Origin of the sequence: Pseudomonas sp. MRSN 12121, assembly GCF_000931465.1 — a bacterium.
Lineage (GTDB): Bacteria > Pseudomonadota > Gammaproteobacteria > Pseudomonadales > Pseudomonadaceae > Aquipseudomonas.
This window is the reverse complement of record NZ_CP010892.1, coordinates 2,780,497-2,803,488: the sequence shown is the minus strand read 5'-3', so window position 1 is coordinate 2,803,488 and position 22,992 is coordinate 2,780,497. Positions and strand designations below refer to the sequence as shown.

Here is a 22,992-nt window from a genome sequence, read left to right as displayed (position 1 = left end):
CAGCCACACGGCCCGCCACCAAAGTCCAATAGAGCCTGTCTTACCTTTAAATTTTTTTTGCCGTAGAATCAGCCAGCCTTTTTAGGCGCCAATGTCCGTTAGAAGCTGTTTTCAAAGCGTCACGAGCACAGTCGTTCCTTCAGAGCGGTGTTGGCGATGGGTCTTTCCAGCGGGGAAAGCCCAGCGCCAACCCTCATCAGCTCCCGTTCTGCAGGCGTAAAACTTTGAAAGCAGCTTCTGTAAGGAATTGTCGGTAATTCTGGCCAAGCGACGCATAACGTCACGCGGTGCATGAGTACGGCAATTTCGGGATGAGCGTCCCGGACACCCATTTGGGACCACTGATGAGGGTAATACTGTGCTTGAAGCCTACCGCAAACATATCGAAGAGCGTGCAGCCCTGGGTATCGTTCCCCAGCCGCTAAACGCCGAACAAACTGCAGGCCTGGTCGAGCTGCTGAAGAATCCCCCCGCTGGCGAAGAAGCCTTCCTCGTTGACCTGATCACCAACCGCGTTCCGCCAGGAGTCGACGAAGCCGCCTACGTCAAGGCCGGCTTCCTGTCCGCCGTCGCCAAGGGCGACGCCACTTCGCCGCTGATCGACAAGAAACGCGCCGTCGAGCTGCTGGGCACCATGCAGGGCGGCTACAACATCGCCACCCTGGTCGAGCTGCTGGACAACACCGAGCTGGCCGCCGTCGCCGCCGAACAGCTCAAGCACACCCTGCTGATGTTCGATGCCTTCCACGACGTTGCGGAAAAAGCCAAGGCGGGCAATGTCCACGCCAAGGCCGTGCTGGAATCCTGGGCCGCCGGCGAGTGGTTCACCAACAAGCCCGCCATCGCCGACAAGTACAGCCTGACCGTGTTCAAGGTCCCTGGCGAAACCAACACCGACGACCTGTCCCCTGCCCCGGACGCCTGGTCGCGCCCCGACATCCCGCTGCACGCCCTGGCCATGCTGAAAATGGCCCGCGACGGCATCGTGCCCGAGCAGCAAGGCGCCATCGGCCCGCTCAAGCAGATCGAAGAAGTCAAGGCCAAGGGTTTCCCGGTGGCCTACGTCGGTGACGTGGTCGGTACCGGTTCCTCGCGTAAATCCGCGACCAACTCGGTGCTGTGGTTCTTCGGCGACGACATCCCGTACGTGCCGAACAAGCGCGCCGGCGGCTTCTGCTTCGGCTCGAAGATCGCCCCGATCTTCTACAACACCATGGAAGACGCCGGCGCCCTGCCGATCGAGTTCGATGTCTCGAACCTGAACATGGGCGATGTGATCGACGTCTACCCGCACGCTGGCAAGGTCTGCAAGCACGGCAGCGACGAGGTCATCACCACCTTCGAACTGAAGACCCCGGTGCTGCTCGACGAAGTCCGCGCTGGCGGCCGTATCCCGCTGATCGTCGGCCGTGGCCTGACCGAGAAAGCCCGTGCCGAGCTGGGCCTGGGCCCAACCGACCTGTTCAAGCTGCCTGAAGCGCCTGTCGACACCGGCAAGGGCTACACCCTGGCACAGAAGATGGTCGGCAAGGCCTGCGGCCTGCCGCAAGGCAAAGGCGTGCGCCCTGGCACCTACTGCGAACCGAAGATGACCACCGTCGGCTCCCAGGACACCACTGGCCCGATGACCCGCGACGAGCTGAAAGACCTGGCATGCCTGGGCTTCTCCGCCGACCTGGTGATGCAGTCCTTCTGCCACACCGCGGCCTATCCGAAGCCGATCGACGTCACCACCCACCACACCCTGCCCGACTTCATCATGACCCGTGGCGGCGTGTCCCTGCGTCCGGGCGACGGCATCATCCACAGCTGGCTGAACCGCATGCTGCTGCCGGACACCGTCGGCACCGGTGGCGACTCCCACACCCGTTTCCCGATCGGTATCTCGTTCCCGGCCGGTTCCGGCCTGGTGGCCTTCGCCGCCGCCACCGGCGTCATGCCGCTGGACATGCCGGAATCGATCCTGGTCCGCTTCAAGGGCAAGCTGCAGCCTGGCGTCACCCTGCGTGACCTGGTCCACGCCATCCCTTACTACGCGATCCAGAAAGGCCTGCTGACCGTCGAGAAGAAAGGCAAGAAGAACGCCTTCTCCGGCCGCATCCTGGAGATCGAAGGTCTGGAAACCCTGACCGTCGAGCAAGCCTTCGAACTGTCCGACGCCTCGGCCGAACGTTCGGCTGCCGGTTGCACCATCAAGCTGTCCAAAGAGTCGATCGCCGAATACCTGCAATCGAACATCACCCTGCTGCGCTGGATGATCGGCGAAGGCTACGGCGATGCCCGTACCCTGGAACGTCGCGCGCAAGCCATGGAAGCCTGGCTGGCCAACCCCGAGCTGCTGGAAGCCGACAAGGACGCCGAGTACGCCGAAGTCATCGAGATCGACCTGGCCGACGTCAAGGAGCCTGTGCTCTGCGCGCCGAACGACCCGGACGACGCCCGCCTGCTCTCCAGCGTCGCTGGCGAGAAGATCAACGAGGTGTTCATCGGTTCCTGCATGACCAACATCGGGCACTTCCGCGCTGCCGGCAAGCTGCTGGACCAGGTCAAGGGCCAGCTGCCAACCCGCCTGTGGCTGTCGCCGCCAACCAAGATGGACGCTCACCAGCTGACCGAGGAAGGCTACTACGGCATCTACGGCAAGGCTGGCGCGCGCATGGAAATGCCGGGCTGCTCGCTGTGCATGGGTAACCAGGCACGCGTCGAACCGAACTCCACCGTGGTATCGACCTCGACCCGTAACTTCCCGAACCGTCTGGGCGACGGCGCGAACGTCTACCTGGCCTCGGCCGAGCTGGCGTCCGTAGCGTCCATCCTGGGTCGCCTGCCGACCGTCGAGGAGTACATGGAATACGCCGGCAAGATCGACAGCATGGCAGCGGACGTGTACCGCTACCTGAGCTTCGACCAGATCGCCGAGTTCCGTGAGGCTGCCGCCAACGCGAAGATTCCGGTGGTGCAAGCCTAAGGCTGCAAGGCAATGAAGGACGCCGCGTATCCCACGACGATACGCGGCGTTTTTTTTATGCCCGCATCCATGCCGCTAGTCGATGCCGGCGGCCAGCGCCAGTTTTTCCTCCTACCAGATCTGGTAGTTGTCGACCCACCCTGCCCCTGCTAAAAAACACCTGACTGCCAACAGCGCCGGATGCTCGTTCGAGCCTTTGACGCTGCCTGCTCCACAGCCTTGGGACGGCACTTGCCAGCCCGGGTTCATCGCTGCAAACACCCAGACAATCTAGAAAACACCCCGCGCCCGCCCGCCAGATCCTGGTTGTCGAGCAGCCCTTTGCCCTGTTGCCGCCACACAGGGGCCACCCTGCCCTCGGCGCGCTGCCGTCCCTGTGGCCGGCGACCACCCGAATACTCAAGGAAGAGTCATGCACCTGAACACCATCGGCTTCGCCGGGGGACGTCCTCCCGGTTATCGCCCCAGGCCCCACCTGGCGCAGCCCAGCCCCGGCCGTGACACATTGCCGCAGGCCGCATCCGGCCGTGCCGGCCATCCCGGGCCGCAACCCGCCCATTTGTCGGCGCCTGGCCCGGCGAGCCTGGCGAAGAACGCCGGGCCAGAGCGCTGGCGGGGTTTCCCATGAGACTGTGGGATATTGACAGCGCATTGCCCTGGGCTAGATTCCCTGCCGTGCAAGGAATCAAGGCATGCGCCATGGAGAAGCAACAGGATTTCATGCACTGGTGGAACGACCTGCGCATGAAGATGCTCACGCAACAGGAAAGCGCACAGGTATTTGCGCTGCTGGAACGGGAAGTCCGGCAACTGGGATTCGATTTCTACGCTTATGGCGTCCGGCATTCGATCCCCTTTACCCGTCCCAAGACCGAAATCTACAGCTCTTATCCGCAACCCTGGATGGAGCGCTACCAGCAACAGAACTACGCCGCGATCGACCCGGCGATTCTCAATGGCCTGCGCTCCGCCGAAATGGTGATCTGGAACGACACCCTGTTCGGCAAGGGCTCTCTGCTCTGGGGCGAGGCCCGGGAATGGGGGCTGCGGGTCGGTGCCACGCTGCCCATCCGCACCCCCGACGGCGGCCTGAGCCTGCTGTCGGTGGCCCGGGAAAGCGGCGCGATCAGCCTCGTGGAACGGGAGGAGATCCGCCTGCGCCTGCGCTGCATCATCGAGCTGGTGATCCAGCGGCTCGGCGAGCTCGGGCATCCCAGCAGCCAGGTCGAGCCCCTGGAGCTCAGCCCGCGGGAGCGGGAAATCCTGCAATGGACGGCCGACGGCAAGAGTTCCGGGGAGATCGCCCTGATCCTGGGCATTTCGGTGAATACCGTGAACTTCCACCTCAAGGTCATCCAGAAGAAATTCGGCGCCACCAACAAGACCCTGGCCGCGGCCTATGCCGCCGTGCTGAGGCTGATCTGACGCCACCCGAGACGATAAGGATATCGCCCCATGATCCACCTGATTTCCCGGCATGAGCGCCAGCTTTCGCCGGCGTTGCGCGACGACCTCGGCCGCTATCGGCATGCGGTCTTCGTCGAGCAGTTGGGCTGGCAACTGCCCGTCGGCGGCGGCCGCCCCGGCTACGAGAGCGACCAGTTCGACCACCCTGGCACTCGCTACACCCTGGCGCTGGACGACGCACAACGGATCCACGGCTGCGCGCGGCTGCTACCCACCACCGAACCCTACCTGCTGTCCGAAGTATTCGGCTTTCTCTGCGACCGGCCCCTGCCGCGCCAGGACGACACCTGGGAGATCTCGCGCTTCGCCGCCTCCGCCCTGGAAGGCGGCACGCTGCCGATGCGGGTGTTCTGGCACACCCTGCACACGGCCTGGAGCCTGGGCGCGAATTCGGTGGTGGCGGTGACTACGCCAGCACTGGAGCGTTATTTCCTGCGCCACGGCGTGGCCCTGAGCCGGCTGGGCCAGCCGCAGCGGGTCGAGCGCGACTGGTTGCTGGCCCTGGATTTTGCCGCCTTTCAGAAAAACGGCCGCGCCGCGCTCCATGCGCAGTCGGCGGCCGTGGCGTTGCCCGAGCGGGCAATCCTGGGGAGCAGCCCGTCGTCCAGGGGCGACGGGCTGGCGATGGGTCAGATGCTCAGCGAGTAGACCAGCGCGCTGATGGCCACCAGGCCGACCAGGGTGACGAACACGTTGGAGGCCTGGCCGCGATAGCGGGCCATGGCCGGCACCTTGCGGATGGCATACATCGGCATCAGGAACAGGATGGCGGCGATGACCGGGCCGCCCATGGTCTCGATCATGCCCAGGATGCTAGGGTTGAGCGTGGCGACGATCCAGCACACCACCAGCATGAAGGCTGCGGTCATGCGGTCCAGGGCCTTGGCACTCGGACGGCGGCCGCTCTTCACGATCAGCCCCTTGAGGCCTTCGCTGGCGCCGATGTAGTGGCCCAGGAACGACTTGGCGATGGCCACGAAGGCAATCAGCGGCGCGGCGAACGCGATGGTCGGGTTGCTGAAATGGTTGGCCAGGTACGACAGGATCGACAGGTTCTGCGCCTTGGCTTCGGCCAGTTGCGCCGGCGACAGGGTCAGCACGCAGCTGAAGACGAAGAACAGCACCATCACCACCATCAGCAGGTGGGCGCGGCACAGGATCTGCGAGCTGCGCTGTTCGGCGTGCTGGCCATAGCGGCGCTTCTGGTCCACGGCAAAGGCCGAGATGATCGGCGAATGGTTGAACGAGAACACCATGACCGGGATCGCCAGCCACAGGGTGTGCAGGAAGGCCGAAGGCGCCGGCACGTCGCCGGCGGTGCTGAGGATGCCGCCGTTCCAGTGGGGCACCAGGAACAGCGCGAGGAACAGCAAGGCGACGATGAATGGGTAGACCATCAGGCTCATGGCCTTGACGATCACCTGCTCGCCGTACCGGATCACGGTCAGCAGGCCGAGGATCAGCACCAGCGACAGCACGGCGCGCGGCGGCGGCATGATGTGCAGCTGGTGCTCCATGAAGCTGCCCACGGTGTTGGTCAGGGCCACGCTGTAGATCAGCAGGATCGGGAAGATGGCGAAGAAGTAGAGCAAGGTGATCAGGGCGCCGGCCTTGATCCCGAAATGCTCTTCCACCACGTCGGTGATGTCCGCGCCGTCGCGTCCGGAGAGCACGAAGCGGGTCAGGCCACGGTGGGCGAAGAAGGTCATCGGGAAGGCCAGCAGCGCCAGCACCAGCAGCGGCCAGAAGCCGCCCAGGCCAGCGTTGATCGGCAGGAACAGCGTCCCGGCACCGATGGCGGTGCCGAACAGCCCAAGCATCCAGGTAGTGTCATGGCGATTCCAGCTGCTCAAGGTCGCTGGGGCTGCCGCTTCAAAGCGTTGATCAACGCTGTTGGCCTGATCATTCATCCGGTGGGATCTCCACATTCCGGTCATTTGCCACTCGGCCAGGACGCGTCGGAATACCCGACAGACAGAGCCCTCGCCGAAACAGGGGCGCGATTGTCCGGGATTACTCACCAGAAGCAAAGACTTAGCTGAGGAGCGGCGCTGCATATCAGATGCCGGCCGCGGATTCCGCGGGGCGGGCCGTCATGCTTCACAACGCGTGCGAACGGCCGAGGCGTTTATAAAAGTAAAAGCCCGGCAACAACATCAGCGTCGCCATGAGGCAAATGATCGACAGGGAACCGGCCACGAAAGGCAGTTGCGCGACGACGAACGCGGCCACGGCTCCCACCGCCTGGTATCCCACGTTCAACGTGGCGTTCAAGGTCCCGCGGTCGGCATTGGCGCAATGCGCGTTCGACCCCGCGAGGATATGCGCGGACAACAACTGGCGGCAGGCGTTGTAGACGAACCAGGCACAGGCGGCCCACAGGCCCGGGACGGGCGCCGCAAGGCCCAGGATGGCGATGGCGTTGACACCGAGCACCAGGTAGAACGTTGGCGCCCGCCGGCCCGCCAGCGCCGGCAGGCACCACGCCCCCAGCACTGCCCCGGCGCCGCCGAAAAACAGCGCCACGGACGACTGGCCGTCGTCCAGTAGCCGTTGAAAATAGGACGGCATCCATGAAATCAAGGCGAAATAGGCAAAGCCCTGCAACCAGTACAACAGGGCATAGCTGCGCAATACCCCGTCCTCCCGATACAGCCTTGCGGCCCCTAGCCTGGCACCGGCCGCCTGCGCTCGCCTGGGGGCATGGCGGCGATAGTAGGAAAAGTAGCTGAGCACCCCCAGGCCAAGGCTGGCCAGGGCGAACGCCAGAAACACGTAATGCCATCTCGCGGCGGTGGAAAACCCTATTCCCAGCGGCAGAATCACCAGTCCCGCCAATGAAGCGCCAGTGCTGACCAGCGCGGTGACTCGCCGACGCGCCTGCTCGGCATACACATCCGCGATCACCGCATACAGGCTCGCCCCTATCAGCGGCATGCACAGGCCTGTCAGGCCCCGCGCGACAATGGCGACGCTGCCGTTCTCGGCAAAGGACATCAGAAGAAAGCAGGCCGCACTCATGCAGAGCCCCAGTTGCAGGCTCAGGGGCCGGCCGACCTTATCGATGAACCGCCCGACGAACAGGTTGCCGATCAAGGCCATCGAGGGAAACGCCGCCAGCAGCAGCCCCATCGACCCGGCGTCCAGGGAAAGCCCATCACGCACGCCCAGCAATAACACCGGCATGATCAGGAGATTGCCGACGACCAGGAACTGGGCCCAGAACAAGACGAACGCAATCAATCAGCTGCCTGCCCCATCGCGCGGCCAGGGCCCGCCGCCAGCGCATTCATCCCTGCGCGTCGCGGTGCGCACGAACGGTCACCAACCCGGACAGCCGTTCGAGGCAGTCAGGCAAGGGCGTACGGGAGGTGTCCAGGTAAACGTGCGGACAGTCCGGGACTTCATAGGGGTCGTCGATCCCGGTAAAGCCACTGAGCTCGCCCCTGCGCGCCTTCCTGTAGAGCCCCTTCGGGTCCCGGCTTTCGCAGACATGCAGCGGCGCGCTGACATGCACCTCCTGAAAACGCTCCTCGCCGATAATGCTCCTGGCCAGCTCGCGATCCCGCCGATAGGGGGAAATGAACGCCGCCATGACGACCAGCCCGGCGTCATTCATCAGCCGCGCGACTTCCGCCACCCGCCGTATATTTTCAGTCCTGCCCTGGCTGTCGAAGCCCAGGTCGCGGCACAGGCCATGACGGACGTTGTCGCCGTCGAGGACGCAGCAATGAATGCCCTTGGCGACCAGCAAGCGTTCCAGGTTGAAGGCCAGCGTGCTCTTGCCGGCGGCGCTCAATCCGGTGAACCACAGGGTCAAGGGGCGCTGTGCCGACAATAGCGAGCGCATTTCGGGCGTCACCGAGCTGCCGTGCCAGGTCAAGTTCTGAGCGAGCATCTGTCTATCCGCCATCATTGCCGATCCCAGAACGCAGAAAACTCGAACATCTGCCCCGTGGCCGGCAGGCCCGCTGGCTCCCCCTGGTAAATGAAACTGCCGACGGCAAACGTACCTTCCGGGGTCCGCACGAACGACGCCTCGCGAAAACCGGCGCCCGCGAAACAGTGCCTTATATGGTCTGCGGCCGCTTCCCCATCGTCGAACTCGTTGAGGCTGCGGGTCCACACGACCCGGGCCCCGGGAAGGCAAAACCCCGGCAACGCCCCGATCAGCCGCTGCACATGCTCGTTGCGTACATTGCCGAATACCCCGCACACCATCACCAGCTCGGCCTTGGGCAAATCCTGGTAGGTGGAAAACAGCGTCGCGTCCGCGCAGCGAAACCGCACGCTGTCGCCCCAGCCCTGGGCAGTGAAGGCTTTTCGCCCCTGGTCAACCAGCACCTGATCGAACTCGATCAAGGTCGCGTCCACCGCTTTGCCCGCCTGCACCGACGACAAGGCCTGCAACAGGTCGCGCCCATCGCCTGAGCACAGGCTCAGTATCTGCACGCGAGGTGACGCCATGGCGTCGATCGCCTCCGCGACCTGCCGGCTGACCTCCGCCAGTCGCGCTTGCAGTGGCGAAAAATCCCGGTAGTTCTCATGCCATTCTTGCCAATTCACAGCGAGCTCCTTGTGCTGGATCGATAGGTACGATCAGACCTGTATCAGAGATAGGCAGATTGCCCTTTGACCACTTGATGAAGCTCCTTCAACTCGCCCAGCAAGCGCTTGACGAGAGCCAAAGGGATCATGTTCGGACCGTCGCTCAGTGCCGCGGCGGGGTCCGGGTGGGTTTCCATGAAGATGCCATCCACGCCCGCCGCCACTGCCGCCTTGGCCAGCCCCGGCGCGTACTTGGCGTCCCCACCGGAACTGTCGCCCAAAGCGCCGGGGCGCTGGACCGAATGCGTGGCGTCGAACACCAAGGGTTGAGCCCGCTGCATCAACTGCTGCATCCCGCGAAAATCGTTGACCAGGTAGTTGTAGCCAAATGAACTGCCGCGCTCGCAGACCAACAAGTCGCTATTGCCAAAGGACAGGATCTTGTCGACGGCACTGATCATTTCCGTGGGACTCAGGAACTGGCCCTTCTTGATATTGATCGGCTTGCCGGCAGCGGCGACCCGCCGCAGGAATTCGGTCTGTCTCACCAGAAAGGCCGGGGTCTGCAATACATCGACGACGTCGGCTATCTCGTCGAGGTTGGTGTATTCGTGTACGTCGCTGAGGATCTTCAAGCCAAAGCGGGTCTTGACCGCCTGCAGGATGCTCAGCGCCTGGTCCAGCGCCAGCCCGGTGAAACTGTCCCTGGAGGTCCGGTTCGCCTTCACGAAACTCGCCTTGAACACGATATCGATGTCGCAGGCCTGGCGAATGTGCGCCAGTTCTTCGGCAATGCGGAAAGTGACGCTTTCGTTTTCGACCACGCAGGGACCGGCAAAGATAAACAGTTCGTTCTCGCGAACCCCTTGGCGACGTTCGGGGAACAGCTTATGCAGCACTTCATAGCTCATGAGAGTTCTCGCTCGGTTCGTTCCAGCCACGCTGGGCGGCGCCGTAGCAGTGCAACGCCACGGCCATTTTCGACATGTCCACGCTTGCCGCCTCCTTCGAGACGTAGGCGGCGTTGTAGTCCTTGCCCTGCAGCGCCTTGTCCAACAGGCCACGAACCTCGTATCGGTGCGGGTCCCGGGGTTTCACGTAGTCGCTATAGCGCTGGCTCGCCTCGCGGCCTCCGAGCCTGGCCCTGATCTCCTCCAGGGTGCGAATGAAGGGTTGTTCCTGTTCCAGGATCAGGGTCTCGACATCCAGGACCTGCGCATACTTGCGCTGCAATCGCAGGGTGTTCAGATAGGCCTGGTTGAACACTTGATCGTCGACAGGGCGGTCGGGATAAAAGGCTTTTTTCCAGGACGCCAGGCATTGCGCCGGTGAACGCAAGACCAGCACCAGCAAGACTTTTTTTGCCTGGAAAATATCGATGGCCTCGCGCACCGGATCGTAATCCGCCTCCTCCAGGCGGTAGGGGCCGAATGCCTCCTTGACCACCACGCGCCTCCCCGCATAACGCTCCAGTCGCGTCTCGCTTGGCACCCCGCTGAGGGCACAACGGATACGATGCTTCAAGGGCTGGAAAAAACCCACGAAGTCGCTGTGCGACAAAGCGTTGAAGACAAACGTGGTCCCGCTCCTGCACGGACCGACGATCAGCACGAGGTCATACACTGGCCACCACCTCCTGGATCTTGCCCAGCAGCCGCTCTCGCGCCTCGAACTGCCACTCGAGGCGCTTTACCGGGAGGGGATCGAGCAGGGCATCACTGTCGAAATCCAGCGACTTCGAATACCCAAGCCACTTCGGGCGCTGCGGATCGACGGGCGTCAGCAACTGCCCTGCTATCACCTTGCGATCGTCGCTCTCGCCCGTCAGCCGGCTCTGGCAATCGGGCAACACGATAAGTTTGGGCAGCACCGGCCACGTCTCGATCTGCGAGGCTTCGCACAGTTGCGAGACCCTGACCTTCTTCTTGGTGCCGCCAGAGGGCTGCACCAGCCGCAGCTCCTCGAACCACCCCAATACATGGAAAGCCCCGGCAATCGGGACGAGGAGCAAGCGGTCATTGGTGATGTACCGGGCACCCTCGGCCTTCAGCGACTCCAACAAGCAGGTCGTCTTGCCCTGCCCCTTCTCTCCGACATAACAGATGGCCTTACCGGCCAACGAAAAAGCGGAGGCATGCAGCACCGCACCGCCGGCGTTTTCTATTTCGGTGATAAGCAATTGTTTGATGACCCGCTGGACATCCTTGATCAAGGCCTCTGCGGTCACATAAACAATCTCGATCCGGGTGTCGGAAATGCTGAAAAGCGTTCCATTCAGCGGATTGAAGATGTCGCGCCTCGACGGGGAATACTGCTTTATCTTGCCGAAACGAAAGTCCGCAACGGCGTCATCCAGCAGGAACGTCATGGGCTGCCAATCGGGTCCGGGCTCAGCCCCCTCCCCCTGGCGCAACACAAGGGTGTAATGAGGTTCGCCAGCCGCTTGCTTCAATTGCAGGAACGGCAGCAGGTAATCCTCGAGGACGCCTTCGAACAGTTCGGCATCCCGCTGGCCCGTACAGCAGACCCTCAAGTCGACCAAACCAAAGTAATTCAAATCGAACTCACGCCAGCCTGTATTTCTCAAAGTATTCGTCCTTGGCCTTTAAAAACGATTCAAGTGATCGGGAAGTGCAATAAAGTTGATCATTGCAAATGGGCACGCCGACAAAGACGCTGTCGCCCGAAGCCAGTCTTACCCTGACTTCCCCATGGATCTTCACGGCTCGAGCCCCACCGATATAATCGAGCGTTTGCACAATTGCGCGAGCACAGGAATAACTGGAGAGATTCGCTATCGAGTGATAGCGCTGCATCTTCCACCATTTGAAGTATTCATCCTGGCTCAATTCTTCCCTGAGCAAGTCGAACAGTTGGGCGCTCACATATTTATCTTGAGTTTCACGATGATGCTTATAGAGCTGCGCATTGGAGAATCCGTCGAACACGCATTCTTCCCGGGCATCGTAGAACACTTGTTCCTGTATATTGTGCGCGCCAAAAATATAATCGATATCAGGTTTCTGATAAGACAGGCGGTTATAGTCGTTCTGCACGCCGACACCCATGGTAAAGGCGTCGATAGTCGATTCGACATACCAGCCCAGCCGAGTGCAGGGATTGGTCACCAGGATGATGTTCTTTCCGCGCATCAACTCCAAATAACGGTCGATAATCTTCTTATTGTCGGCAAACAAATCATTTTTACTGCCCTGCGCAGCCGTTTTGCTGCCGGCGATAAAAAGGACGGTATGACTATTGGCAATGGAGGCCCGATCGAAGGATATCTTCCAGTTCTGCACCAGATGATCCTGAAAGCTGCATTCCAGCCGACAGGCTTGTTCATGAGTTTCAACATAGAACACCACTTCCCAATTTTCGCAATTCCCCAGCAAGGGCATCAGAGACTGTCCGACCTGACCGGTACCTCCGATCACGCAAAGACGGCCGCCGTTCGACTTCGGTGTGTTGATCCACATGTGCACATCGTCCTTGTTGTTTAACTCGTATCCCTGAGACCAGGCACTCTCAACTAGCGGACAGCATTGATCGTCCCCAGCCACTCCAATAGCGGCGGAACAGGGGAGGCTTCATGGCCTTGCAGGTTTTTCCGGCACCGGTCGACCACCTGCGCCGGTATCGCGTACCGCAGCATGCCGGTCGCTTCGATCAGGCCGCGAGAAACGGCGGCGACGAGCTGGTATCTGTGCGCCAGTGTCCACAGATAGTCCCAGTCGATACCTCCGGCGGCCAGCACTCTCAGCGCGTCCACAAAGGGGTAAATAGCCGCCTCCTGCAGAATGTCCGATACGCCAGAGGCCCTCTGGAACAGCGAACACACATAAAGTTCGCGGCACAGCCCGGGGTAAGCATCGCCGGCGACACTGGCAGCTCGCGTCCGGCTCCAGACATCCTGCTCATCGCCCCCCGGCACCACGGAAAACTCCAGATCGATATAGGCAATCACCATCGGCTGCCCCGACAGATAAATAACCGTATATTCGGAAAGTATTTCCTGATGGGCTTGCAAAGCCTCTACTTTCGCCACTTTGATATAAGGGCGGATAGCCTGCTCGTCGCGCCAGGCAATTGCGGACTCCGATGCCCATGGCTGTACATATAAGGACCGGCCATCGGCCGACAACTTGTCTTTACTGACCTGGGCCTGAAAAAACCCCTGGCTTTCAAATACCTCAAGTGCAAGAGGCAATTGATCACGCCTGACAATCAGATCCACATCGGAGATAAAGCGCTGGGCCGCACGACCAGGGTAGTTATAAATGAAGTCCACGCCTTTATAAGGCATGACATCAACATGACGAGAGGTGAGAGCCTTGAACACCGGTTCCAGCATCGAGCGCCGGATGGCCGTCACTGCAACCAGCGCATGATAAAGTTTCGTCAGTTCGAAAAGCCGACAACTTTCGACGAAGGGAAAAATACTGTCGACAAACGACAGTATTTTCGTCTTGTGCATGAACGGCACAACGAGAGCCTGATTATCACTCAACCAGAGCCTGTCGATACGACTCAGAAGATGCTCGACATAATCTCTCGTCCCCTCTTCATCTATCGACGCCATCCCGGCGGACAAGGCCAACAGCAGCAGATTATTGGCGCGCTCATCCACGATCATATATGCCTGTTTGCATAATGACTCGATCGACGAATGGCGAGAGATAAGACATGACAGCAATCATTGATTGCTTAAAGGTCACAAGCAGTTCGTAAAGCAAACCACTCGACACTTCCTTGTGTTTGGAACCACGCATTACAGATCCTTCTGACTCACTTCACAACTGTCACAAATATTTCATAAAGCCCAATCATCAACCAATGCATTCAATGAATACTTGCCATGCGCTCAACGCATATGCCCGCCACGACGCTTGTTTCCCTAACATTCAAGGTATCGAAAAGCCGACAATGCGCGCCGAATCCCAGCTTTGCAGTCAGGCCTCACAGCGCATTGACAGCTCCCGAACCTCGCCGGCATGATCGGCGCCATGAATGCTTTCCCGCGCCCTCTCACCCGCACTACCACCACGACCGCTTCCGGCGGGTCGTGTGGTCGCTGCATGAGCTGACAACAGCGCAGTCGAACCCAAGGCCCCGCCAGCAATGGACGGGGCTTTTTAGTTTCTCCGTCCCGCTGGCTCACAAGGAGAAACACCATGCCGTCATCCCCCGCCCAGCGCCCTGCCCTGTTGATCGTCGATATGCAGGTCGGCCTGTTTCATGGACCGCAGCAACCCTTCGAAGGGCAGCGCGTGCTCGACAACATCAACCAGTTGATCCACCGCGCCCGCCAGGCCGGCGCGCCGGTGATCGCGGTGCGCCATACCGGCCCGCAAGGCTCGCCCATCGCCGCGGGCAGCCCGTCGTGGCAACTGCTCGCGCAATTGCAGCTCACCGACGCCGACCATCGAATCGACAAATCCCGCCCCAATTGTTTTGTCGGCACCGGGTTGGCCGAGCACCTGAAGGCCAGGCAAATCGATGAGCTGGTGATTGCCGGCATGAAAACCCAGTACTGCATCGATTCCACCTGCCGCGCCGCCATGGACCTGGGGTTCGCCGCCGTGCTGGCGGAGGATGCCCATACCTGCATGGACACCCCGTCGCTCCCGGCCCAGGCGATCATCGACCATCACAATGTGACCTTGAACGGCGCGTTCGCGCGTTGCCTCAAGACCGCCGAGATTGGCTTCTGACTCCCTCTTTATAGAGAACGACTGGCCAGCGATGGCGAGCATCGCGGGCCAGTCGGTTCGCAGCCAGGCACACTGCCACCAGCCTTGCCAAAGCGCCCGGCAATCCGCAATCTTGAGCGCTTGAGCGGTTTATCACGGCGCACCCCGTGGCTCGCATGCCGGTTGCCGTCGTTGTGCCGTACGCCGTCCCGCCCTCTTCCGCCCTTCAGGAGACACGCATGCCCGCCACCGTTCTGGTCCTGGTCGAAACCATCAACGACTACCTGCCGATTCTCGAACACCAGGGCTTCCACCTGATTCTCGCGCCCACCCCCGGCGAGCGGGCGGAGGCCATCAAGGCCCATGCCGGGCAGATCAACGCGGTGCTCACCCGAGGCCCGCTGGGCCTGACCGCCGAAGAGATCGCCAGCCTGCCGCGCCTGGAAATCATCTGCGTGATCGGCGCCGGCTACGAGCAGGTCGATTTGCAAGCCGCGAGCAACCGCGGGATCGCGGTGACCAATGGCGCCGGGGTCAATGCCTCGTCGGTGGCCGATCACGCCCTGGCCCTGCTGCTGTCGCTGGTGCGCGATATTCCCCGGGCCGATGCCGCGGTCCGGCGCAGCGAATGGCCGAAAGTCATGCGCCCGTCCCTGGCCGGCAAGCGCCTGGGCATCCTCGGCCTCGGCGCCGTCGGGCTGGCCATCGCCAAGCGTTGCGCCAACGGTTTCGACATGCAGGTCAGCTACCACAACCGGCAGATCCGCAGCGACGTGCCCTACACCTATTGCGCGACCCCGACCGAACTGGCGCGCCACGCGGATTTCCTGGTCGTCGCCACCCCGGGCGGCGTCGGCACCCGCCAGCTGGTCGACAAGAACGTGCTGCAGGCCCTGGGGCCGGAGGGGTTCCTGGTGAACATCGCCCGCGCCAGCGTGGTGAATACCGCCGACCTGCTGCAGGCCCTGGAACAGCGGCGCATCGCCGGCGCCGGCCTGGATGTGTTCGACGACGAGCCGCGGGTCACCGATGGCCTGAAGACCTTGAACAACGTGGTCCTGACGCCTCACGTCGCCGGGCTGTCGCCGGAAGCCACCGAGGCCATGGTCGAGCTGGTGGGCCGCAACCTGATCGCGCACTTCAGCGGCCAGCCGCTGCTGACCCCGATCGCCCTGCCCCCGGCGAACTGAACCCGGCGGCCGCGGGCTCGCCCGGAATATCCCGCCGGGCCCCGCGGACTGGACTAGAGTGAGGCCGTGACTTTCAAACGCTTGTATCAAAAGCAATGATTGTCCAGCAACACGCTCACCTATAACGGCGAGCGGCGATTGTGGCGCCCAGGTGGGCGCATTAGATTAGCCAATAATCTCTGGCCTCCAGAATAAGCAAAAGGGATAAGCATGGCGCTTACAGACCAGTCCACCCGCACCCGCTCCGGCGAAGAACTCGACGCCAGCCTGATCGATCCGTACCTCAAGGCGCATATTCCGGGCCTGACCGGTACTCCGCAGATCAGCCAGTTTCCGGGCGGCGCCTCGAACCTGACCTACCTGCTGGAATACCCGGAGCAGGAATTCGTCCTGCGCCGCCCGCCTTTCGGTCACAAGGCCAAGTCGGCCCACGACATGGGCCGCGAGTACCGCATTCTCAACCAGCTCAAGGACGGCTTTCCGTATTGCCCGAAAGCCTACGTGCACTGCACCGACGAGTCGGTGATCGGTGCCGAGTTCTATGTGATGGAACGGGTCAAGGGCATCATCCTGCGCTCCGACCTGCCGCCGGAACTGGGTTTCGACGCAGCCCGCACCGAGGCCCTGTGCAAGAGCTTCATCGACAAGCTCGTCGAACTGCACCGCGTCGACTACCGCGCCTGTGGCCTGGGCGACCTGGGCAAGCCCGAAGGTTATGTGCAACGCCAGATCAAGGGCTGGAACGACCGCTACGAGAAAGCCCTGACCCCCGACGCGCCCAAGTGGGAAGCGGTGCGGGCCTGGCTCCACGACAAGATGCCGGCCGACCACCCGACCTCCAGCATCGTGCATAACGACTACCGCTTCGACAACGTGATCCTCGACCCGGACAACCCGATGCAGATCATCGGCGTGCTGGACTGGGAGCTGACTACCCTGGGCGATCCGCTGATGGACCTGGGCAACACCCTGGCCTACTGGATCGAAGCCGGCGACCCGGCGCCGGTGCAGCTGATGCGCCGCCAGCCGAGCCACGCCCCGGGCATGCTGACCCGCCAGCAGTTCGTCGACTATTACGCCGAACGCTCGGGGATCGCGATCGACAACTTCGATTTCTACTACACCTACGGCCTGTTCCGCCTGGCCGGCATCGTGCAGCAGATCTACTACCGCTTCTTCCATGGCCAGACCCAGGACAAACGCTTCGCGCAGTTCATCCACATGAACAAGCTGCTGGAGCAGATGAGCCTGCAGGTCATCGAGAAATCCAGCCTCTGACCGCGGCTTCATAACAAGGAAAAACCATGTCCAAGACTCAGTTGTTCGACCTCGACGGCAAGATCGCTTTCGTCTCCGGCGCCAGCCGCGGCATCGGTGAAGCCATTGCCAAACTGCTGGCCCAGCAAGGCGCCCACGTGATCGTCTCGAGCCGCAAGCTCGAAGGCTGCCAGCACGTGGCCGACGCGATCATCGCCGCCGGCGGCAAGGCCACCGCCATCGCCTGCCACATCGGCGAGATGGAGCAGATCAGCCAGGTATTCGCCGGCATCCGCGAGCAATTCGGACGCCTGGACATCCTGGTCAACAACGCCGCCACCAACCCGCAGTTCTGCAACGTGCTGGACACTGACCTGGGCGCCTTCCAGAAAACCGTCGACGTGAACATCCGCGGCTACTTCTTCATGTCGGTGGAGGCCGGCAAGCTGATGCGCGAAAACGGCGGCGGCAGCATCATCAACGTGGCCTCGATCAACGGCATATCGCCGGGCATCTTCCAGGGCATCTACTCGGTGACCAAGGCGGCGGTGATCAACATGACCAAGGTCTTCGCCAAGGAATGCGCGCAGTTCGGCATTCGCTGCAACGCCCTGTTGCCGGGCCTGACCGACACCAAGTTCGCCTCGGCGCTGGTGAAGAACGATGCGATCCTGAAACAGGCCTTGTCGCAGATCCCGCTCAAGCGCGTGGCCGACCCGAGCGAAATGGCCGGCGCGGTGCTGTACCTGGCCAGCGACGCCTCGAGCTACACCACGGGCGTGGCGCTGAATGTGGACGGCGGCTTCCTCTCCTGAGCGACCCGCGCCGTACAAAAAAAGGCAGCCTGCGGGCTGCCTTTTTCATTGACCATCCACGGCCCCGTAGGAGCGAGGCTTGCCCGCGATAAACCTGAGGCCGCCGCATTCCGTCAGACACTACACGTCATCGTTAACGACCATCGCGGGCAAGCCTCGCTCCTACAGGGTTTGCGGCGTAAATGAATATTTATTCCACCAATTGCAATTAGAGAATATTTATTCCATAAATAACCCTCCTTACAACAACAATTCTGCAAGGGGTCGGTTATGGGTGAACTGGGAATAGGCTTGATCGGCACCGGCTTCATGGGGCGGGCCCATGCGCTGGCGTTTCGTAATGTCAGCGCGGTGTTCGAGCTGCCGGTGCGCCTGCACCTGGCGGCGCTGGCCGATGCCGATCGCCAGCGTGCCGAACACTGCGCCGCGGCCTGGGGGTTCGCCCGGGCCCACGCCGACTGGCAGCGGCTGATCGACGACCCGGCGGTCGGCCTGGTGGCGATCACCACGCCCAATCACCTGCACTTCCCCATGGCCATGGCCGCCTTGCAGGCCGGCAAGGCGGTGTACTGCGAAAAGCCCCTGGCGGTGAGCGTCGACCAGGCCCGGCAGATGCACCAGGCCGCGCAGGCCGCCGGGGTGGTCACCCGGGTCGGCTACAACTACCAGCACAACCCGATGATCGTGCAGGCCAAGGCGCTGATCGACAGCGGCGAGCTGGGGCAGATCGTCAGCTTCCAGGGCGAGTTCAGCGAAGACTTCATGGCCGACCCGCTGTCGCCCTTCTCCTGGCGCTGCGAGCCGCAGCACGCCGGCGGCGCCCTGGCCGACCTGGGCAGCCACCTGCTGGCCATGGCGCGTTACCTGCTGGGCGAGGTCGAGGCGGTCTGCGCCGACACCCAGACCGTGCACCGCCAGCGCCCGGCCAGCGCCGACAGCCCGGAGCAGCGCCCGATCGCCGTGGACGACCAGGCCCACGCCCTGCTGCGTTTCGCCAGCGGCGCCCGCGGCAGCGTCAGCAGCAGCTGGCTCAAGCAGGGCTACAAGAACCATTTGAGCTTCGAGATCAGCGGCACCCGCGGCACCCTGACCTTCGACCAGGAACGCCTCAACGAGCTGCGCCTGTACCGGGCCGGCGACCAGGGTTTCCAGCGCCTGCTGGCCGGCCCCGCCCTGCCCGGCTATGCCGCGTTCAGCCCGGCCCCGGGGCATCAGCTGGGCTACAACGAGCTCAAGACCCTGGAGGTGCACGAACTGATCATGGCGCTCAGTGGCCAGGGGCATGGCGGCACGGATTTCGCCGAGGCCTGGCAAGTGGAACGGCTGGCGGCGGCGATCCGGGTGGCGGCGCGGGAGCAGCGTTGGGTGAGGCTCGACGCGGTTTGAGCATAGAGGTGCGTTGTCGGGGAGGACGTCATCGCGGGCAAGTCGGATCGCCGCCCGCTCGCTCCTACAGATGAAGGTGATCTGTAGGAGCGAGCGGCGATTTACCCCAACGCCACCAACCGCGCCGCCAGGGCCTTGGCCTGGCTGGCCACATCGGTCACCGCGGTGCTTTCCCACCACATGCCGCGCAACGGCGGGCCCAGGGCGAACAGCCGGCGGGCGATTTGCCCCTGGGCATCCACCACCGCGCCCGCGGCGTCGGCGCGGATCCCCAGGGCCAGCGGTCCCGGCTGGATCAGGCCGCGGGCCAGCAACTGCCGCGGCAATGGCCGGGCCACCCGGCGCCAGTCGTATTCGATGCCGCTGGAGTTGATCAGCGCGTCGCCCGCCACCCGGGTGGTCGCCCCTTCGCCACGGCGGCGGATACGGATCGCCAGGCGCCCGTCCGTCCCGGGCTCCAGGCCCTTGAACGAGGCCGCGTGGATCCGCAGCCGCCCTGCTTCGTGCAACCGCGCCACCAGCTCGGCGCTCAAGGGCGGCGAACGGTGGTGATGACTTTCCCACCACGGCCGCACATGGCGCACGAACTGCCGGCGTTGCGCCTCCGTGGCCTGGCTCCACAACCGGCCGATATGGGCCCGCACCGTGTCCAGCGGCGCCTGCCAGTCCACGCCGTCCGCCAGCGCCAGGCGGCATTGGCGCCGCAATTCGCGCATCAGCTGGCGCGGGCTGCGGATGCTGGGGTCCGCCGCCAGGAAGTCCACCCACTCCGGCGGCTGGCGGCGCACCTGGGGCAGCAGGCCGTGGCGCGAGAACACCTCGATCGGCCCGCGATGCCCGGCCTGCTCCAGGGACACCACGGCGTCGACCATGGTCAGCCCGGAGCCGATGATCAGCACCCTCGCCCCAGGGTCGAGCCGGGCCATCGCCGAGACATCCCAGGGATCGAGCGCGGCGGCGTTGAGGCCGCTGGATTCGGTCTGCGGGGTGCGCGCCGCCGGGAACATGCCGGTGGCCAGCACGGCAAAGGCGCCGCTGAGCGAGCGGCCATCGTCGAGGGTCAGCCGGGCCCCTTCGGCATCGGCCTGCAGATCCACCACCTCGGCGTGCACATGCGCCACCGTCGAGCCTTGCGCGGCGCCGAGCGCCCGGGCTTCGGCCAGCCGCTGCTGGACATACAGGCCGAAGATCCCCCGGGGTGGAAACAACTGGCTGACCGGCACCGCCTGGCGGTCCGACTCCGGCCAGCCGCCGCCGGCGATGTATTCGCCCAGCCACTGGGTCAGGTCGTCGGCATTGTCCGGGTCGACGCTCATGCGCGCGGCGTTGCCGTTCAGGGTGTGGCCCAGCTCGACGGCGCTGTAGGCCTCGCCGCGCCCCAGCTCGCTGCGCGGCTCGATCACCAGCACCCGGCGCTGGCCCGGCAGGCGCAGCAGTTGCGCGGCGAGCAAGGTGCCGCTGAGGCCGCCGCCGACGATCAGTACATCGGCATCCCACCGCGCGTGGGCGGTCGGGGCGTGGTTCGTTGCGCTCATGGGGCTGTCTCGGCTCACTGTCTACCCAGGTAAAAGTCCTGCAGATCGCCACGGGCCAGCAAGGCCTCGGCGGTTCCGGCGAGCGCCACGCGCCCGGTATCGAGCACGTAGGCCCGGGTGGCGTACTTGAGCGCCACATTAATGTTTTGTTCGGCAATCAGGAAGCTCACCTGCGCCTCGCGGTTCAGTTGCGCGACGATCTCGAAAATCTCCTGGACGATGATCGGCGCCAGCCCCATGGACGGCTCGTCCAGCAGCACCAGGCTGGGCCGGGTCATCAGCGCCCGGCCGATGGCGACCATCTGCTGCTCGCCGCCGGAGGTCAGCCCCGCGCGGGTCTTGCGCTTGGTCTTGAGCCGCGGGAACCAGGCGTAGACCCGCTCCAGGTCCGCGGCCAGCTCGCGCCGGCCCAGGCCCCGCACGAAACCGCCGCTGCGCAGGTTGTCCTCGACCGTCAACAGGGGAAACACATGCCGCCCCTCCAGCACATGCACCATGCCCTGGCGCACCCGCTGGCTGGGGTCGACACCGGCCAGGTCATGGCCGAGAAAGCCGATCGAACCGCGGCTGACTTCGGCCCGCTCGGCCCGCACCAGCCCGGAAATCGCCTTGAGCGTGGTGCTCTTGCCCGCGCCGTTGGCGCCGAGCAGGGCCACGATGGCGCCCCGGGGCACCTGCAGCGACACCCCGGCCACCGCGAGGATCGCCCCGTCGTAGATCACCTCGATATCGCGGACCTGCAACAGGTCGTCGGCGGCCGCCGCGGCGCTCTGGCTCATGCTTCATTCCTCGGCGCAGGTGCGCGGCGTGAGGTTCTTCTCCTTGGCGAAGGCCGCCGCCTTTTCGTCGATCAGCGGCCGCAGGGTGGCCCGGTCGGCGGCGATCCAGTCGCTGATCAGGGTCCAGCGCTCGCCGTCCCACTGTTGCACCCGCGTCGCCCCGCCGCCTTCGTGGTCGCGGCAGGACAGCTTGAGGTTCTGCATCAACCCCAGGTAGCCCATGGCCTTGAGCCGCGCGTCGTCGATGTTCAGGTGCTCCAGGCCCCAGCGCCCCTCCTCGCCATTGAGCGGGCGCTGGCCGAACTTGCCCTGGGCGGTGCGGATCGCCTCGACCGCCACCGCGGCGTTCACCAGCCCGGAGTTGTAGTACACGCTGCCGAAGTTCTTCAGATCCTTGAGGTCACTCTTACCCGTATCGAGGATGTATTGCTTGAGGCGCCGGTGGATCTCGAAGTCGCTGCCGGCCGGGTACGGCGTCAGCGCCAGGTAACCCTTGGCCGCGGCGCCGGCCGGCAATACGTCTTCGCTGGAACTGGCCCAGATGTCGCCGATGATGTGATCCACCGGGAAGCCGAAGCGCGCGGCGGTCTTCACCGCCACCGGGGTCGAGACGCCCCAGGTGCGCAGGAACACCCAGTCCGGGTTCTGCTGGCGCACCTGGCGCCATTGCGCCGACTGCTCGTTGCCGGGGTCGGCCACCGGGATCTGGATATTCTCGAAGCCGTACTTTTGCGCCAGCAGCTGCATCGGGCCCAGGGTTTCCCGGCCATAGGCCGAGTCGTGGTAGACGGTGGCGATCTTCTTGCCCTTGAGCTTGTCGAAACCGCCCTCGCGCTCGGCGATGTAGTTCACCAGGGTCGAGGCCTCGCTGTAGAAGGTCAGCATCACCGGGAAGTTGTAGGGGAACACCGTGCCGTCGGTGGCTTCGGTGCGACCGTAGCCCAGGGTGATCAAGGGGATCCGGTCGACTTCGGCGCGCTCGCTCAGGGCGTAGGCGGCCGGGGCGCCGTTGGGCGAGTAGATCGCCACGGGCGCGCCGCCCAGGCCGTTCTTGAAGCGCTCGTAGCACTCGATGCCCTTCTCCGCCGTCCATTCGGTCTCGCACTCCTGCCACACCAGCTTGACCCCGTTGATCCCGCCTTCGACCTGGTTGATGTAGTTCAGGTAGTCGATCATCCCGGCCCACACCTGCACGCCGCTGGAGGCATAGGCGCCGACCCGGTAGGTGGCCAGGGGAAAGAACTGCTGGTCGGGCGCGGCCTGTACCGCGGGCGCCGCGCCGGCCAGGACGGCCAGCGCCAGGGCGGTGCCGGCCAATGAAGCTTTCAGGGATGCACGCATGTTGTCTCTCTAG

General features: G+C 63.5%; 20 protein-coding genes. 8 read left to right on the top strand and 12 right to left on the bottom strand.

Annotation, left to right across the window (positions count from 1 at the left end; genetic code table 11):
* Positions 1-358: 358 nt before the first annotated feature.
* The 3 genes from acnB to TO66_RS12885 all read left to right on the top strand — a co-directional run bounded on the left by acnB (position 359) and on the right by TO66_RS12885 (position 5,083).
* Positions 359-2,968 carry a bifunctional aconitate hydratase 2/2-methylisocitrate dehydratase gene (acnB, locus tag TO66_RS12895; protein WP_044462676.1) on the top strand — a complete coding sequence of 870 codons (2,610 nt, stop codon included), beginning with the start codon at positions 359-361 and terminating at the stop codon, positions 2,966-2,968.
* Positions 2,969-3,667: 699 nt separating this feature from the next.
* On the top strand, positions 3,668-4,393 hold the full coding sequence (locus TO66_RS12890; protein ID WP_044462675.1) for an autoinducer binding domain-containing protein: 726 nt from the start codon (positions 3,668-3,670) through the stop codon (positions 4,391-4,393).
* Positions 4,394-4,423: 30 nt separating this feature from the next.
* The gene (locus tag TO66_RS12885) at positions 4,424-5,083 is read left to right on the top strand and encodes an acyl-homoserine-lactone synthase (protein ID WP_044462674.1); all 660 of its coding nucleotides are present in this window, start codon (positions 4,424-4,426) and stop codon (positions 5,081-5,083) included.
* On the opposite strand, the gene TO66_RS12880 is transcribed toward TO66_RS12885, so the two are convergent.
* The 9 genes from TO66_RS12880 to TO66_RS12840 form a co-directional block, all read right to left on the bottom strand.
* Positions 5,065-6,345: a serine/threonine transporter gene (locus TO66_RS12880; RefSeq protein ID WP_044462673.1), complete on the bottom strand. Its 1,281-nt coding sequence runs from the start codon at positions 6,343-6,345 to the stop codon at positions 5,065-5,067. The genes TO66_RS12885 and TO66_RS12880 overlap by 19 nt on opposite strands.
* A 190-nt stretch (positions 6,346-6,535) precedes the next feature.
* Positions 6,536-7,663: an MFS transporter gene (locus tag TO66_RS12875; protein WP_256243761.1), complete on the bottom strand. Its 1,128-nt coding sequence runs from the start codon at positions 7,661-7,663 to the stop codon at positions 6,536-6,538.
* Positions 7,664-7,724: 61 nt separating this feature from the next.
* Positions 7,725-8,351, bottom strand: a complete 627-nt coding sequence (cysC, locus tag TO66_RS12870) for an adenylyl-sulfate kinase (RefSeq protein WP_409077169.1) — start codon at positions 8,349-8,351, stop codon at positions 7,725-7,727.
* Complete coding sequence (locus tag TO66_RS12865) at positions 8,348-9,001, bottom strand: class I SAM-dependent methyltransferase (protein ID WP_052506115.1); 654 nt, start codon at positions 8,999-9,001, stop codon at positions 8,348-8,350. The genes cysC and TO66_RS12865 overlap by 4 nt, the downstream gene beginning before the upstream one ends.
* Before the next feature lie 44 nt (positions 9,002-9,045).
* Entirely contained in the window at positions 9,046-9,894 is an 849-nt protein-coding gene (gene kdsA / locus TO66_RS12860) for a 3-deoxy-8-phosphooctulonate synthase (protein WP_044462671.1), read from the bottom strand.
* Positions 9,884-10,606, bottom strand: a complete 723-nt coding sequence (locus tag TO66_RS33945) for a sulfotransferase family protein (RefSeq protein WP_227698215.1) — start codon at positions 10,604-10,606, stop codon at positions 9,884-9,886. The genes kdsA and TO66_RS33945 overlap by 11 nt, the downstream gene beginning before the upstream one ends.
* Complete coding sequence (locus tag TO66_RS12850; protein WP_227698216.1) at positions 10,599-11,570, bottom strand: hypothetical protein; 972 nt, start codon at positions 11,568-11,570, stop codon at positions 10,599-10,601. The genes TO66_RS33945 and TO66_RS12850 overlap by 8 nt, the downstream gene beginning before the upstream one ends.
* A complete protein-coding gene (locus TO66_RS12845) occupies positions 11,548-12,462 on the bottom strand; it encodes a hypothetical protein (protein WP_148558660.1) in 915 nt (304 codons plus the stop codon). The genes TO66_RS12850 and TO66_RS12845 overlap by 23 nt, the downstream gene beginning before the upstream one ends.
* Before the next feature lie 53 nt (positions 12,463-12,515).
* Positions 12,516-13,619: a nucleotidyltransferase family protein gene (locus TO66_RS12840; protein ID WP_044462670.1), complete on the bottom strand. Its 1,104-nt coding sequence runs from the start codon at positions 13,617-13,619 to the stop codon at positions 12,516-12,518.
* A 538-nt stretch (positions 13,620-14,157) separates the two neighbouring features.
* On the opposite strand from TO66_RS12840, the gene TO66_RS12835 reads away from it, so the two are divergent.
* From TO66_RS12835 to TO66_RS12815, 5 genes are all read left to right on the top strand, one after another.
* Complete coding sequence (locus tag TO66_RS12835; protein WP_044462669.1) at positions 14,158-14,697, top strand: cysteine hydrolase family protein; 540 nt, start codon at positions 14,158-14,160, stop codon at positions 14,695-14,697.
* A gap of 218 nt (positions 14,698-14,915) precedes the next feature.
* Positions 14,916-15,866 carry a 2-hydroxyacid dehydrogenase gene (locus tag TO66_RS12830; protein ID WP_044462668.1) on the top strand — a complete coding sequence of 317 codons (951 nt, stop codon included), beginning with the start codon at positions 14,916-14,918 and terminating at the stop codon, positions 15,864-15,866.
* Positions 15,867-16,076: 210 nt separating this feature from the next.
* Complete coding sequence (locus TO66_RS12825) at positions 16,077-17,144, top strand: phosphotransferase family protein (protein ID WP_044462667.1); 1,068 nt, start codon at positions 16,077-16,079, stop codon at positions 17,142-17,144.
* Positions 17,145-17,170: 26 nt separating this feature from the next.
* On the top strand, positions 17,171-17,938 hold the full coding sequence (locus TO66_RS12820; RefSeq protein ID WP_044462666.1) for an SDR family oxidoreductase: 768 nt from the start codon (positions 17,171-17,173) through the stop codon (positions 17,936-17,938).
* Positions 17,939-18,208: 270 nt separating this feature from the next.
* On the top strand, positions 18,209-19,324 hold the full coding sequence (locus tag TO66_RS12815; protein ID WP_044462665.1) for a Gfo/Idh/MocA family protein: 1,116 nt from the start codon (positions 18,209-18,211) through the stop codon (positions 19,322-19,324).
* Between the two features lie 101 nt (positions 19,325-19,425).
* Here TO66_RS12815 and TO66_RS12810 read toward each other — a convergent pair whose 3' ends face one another.
* Genes TO66_RS12810 through TO66_RS12800 form a run of 3 tightly spaced genes read right to left on the bottom strand, consistent with a single transcriptional unit; the run spans position 19,426 to position 22,979 of the window.
* Positions 19,426-20,859: an FAD/NAD(P)-binding protein gene (locus TO66_RS12810; RefSeq protein WP_044462664.1), complete on the bottom strand. Its 1,434-nt coding sequence runs from the start codon at positions 20,857-20,859 to the stop codon at positions 19,426-19,428.
* Positions 20,860-20,873: 14 nt separating this feature from the next.
* Positions 20,874-21,638 carry an ABC transporter ATP-binding protein gene (locus TO66_RS12805; RefSeq protein WP_044462663.1) on the bottom strand — a complete coding sequence of 255 codons (765 nt, stop codon included), beginning with the start codon at positions 21,636-21,638 and terminating at the stop codon, positions 20,874-20,876.
* Between the two features lie 3 nt (positions 21,639-21,641).
* Entirely contained in the window at positions 21,642-22,979 is a 1,338-nt protein-coding gene (locus TO66_RS12800; protein WP_044462662.1) for an ABC transporter substrate-binding protein, read from the bottom strand.
* Between the last annotated feature and the right edge of the window lie 13 nt (positions 22,980-22,992).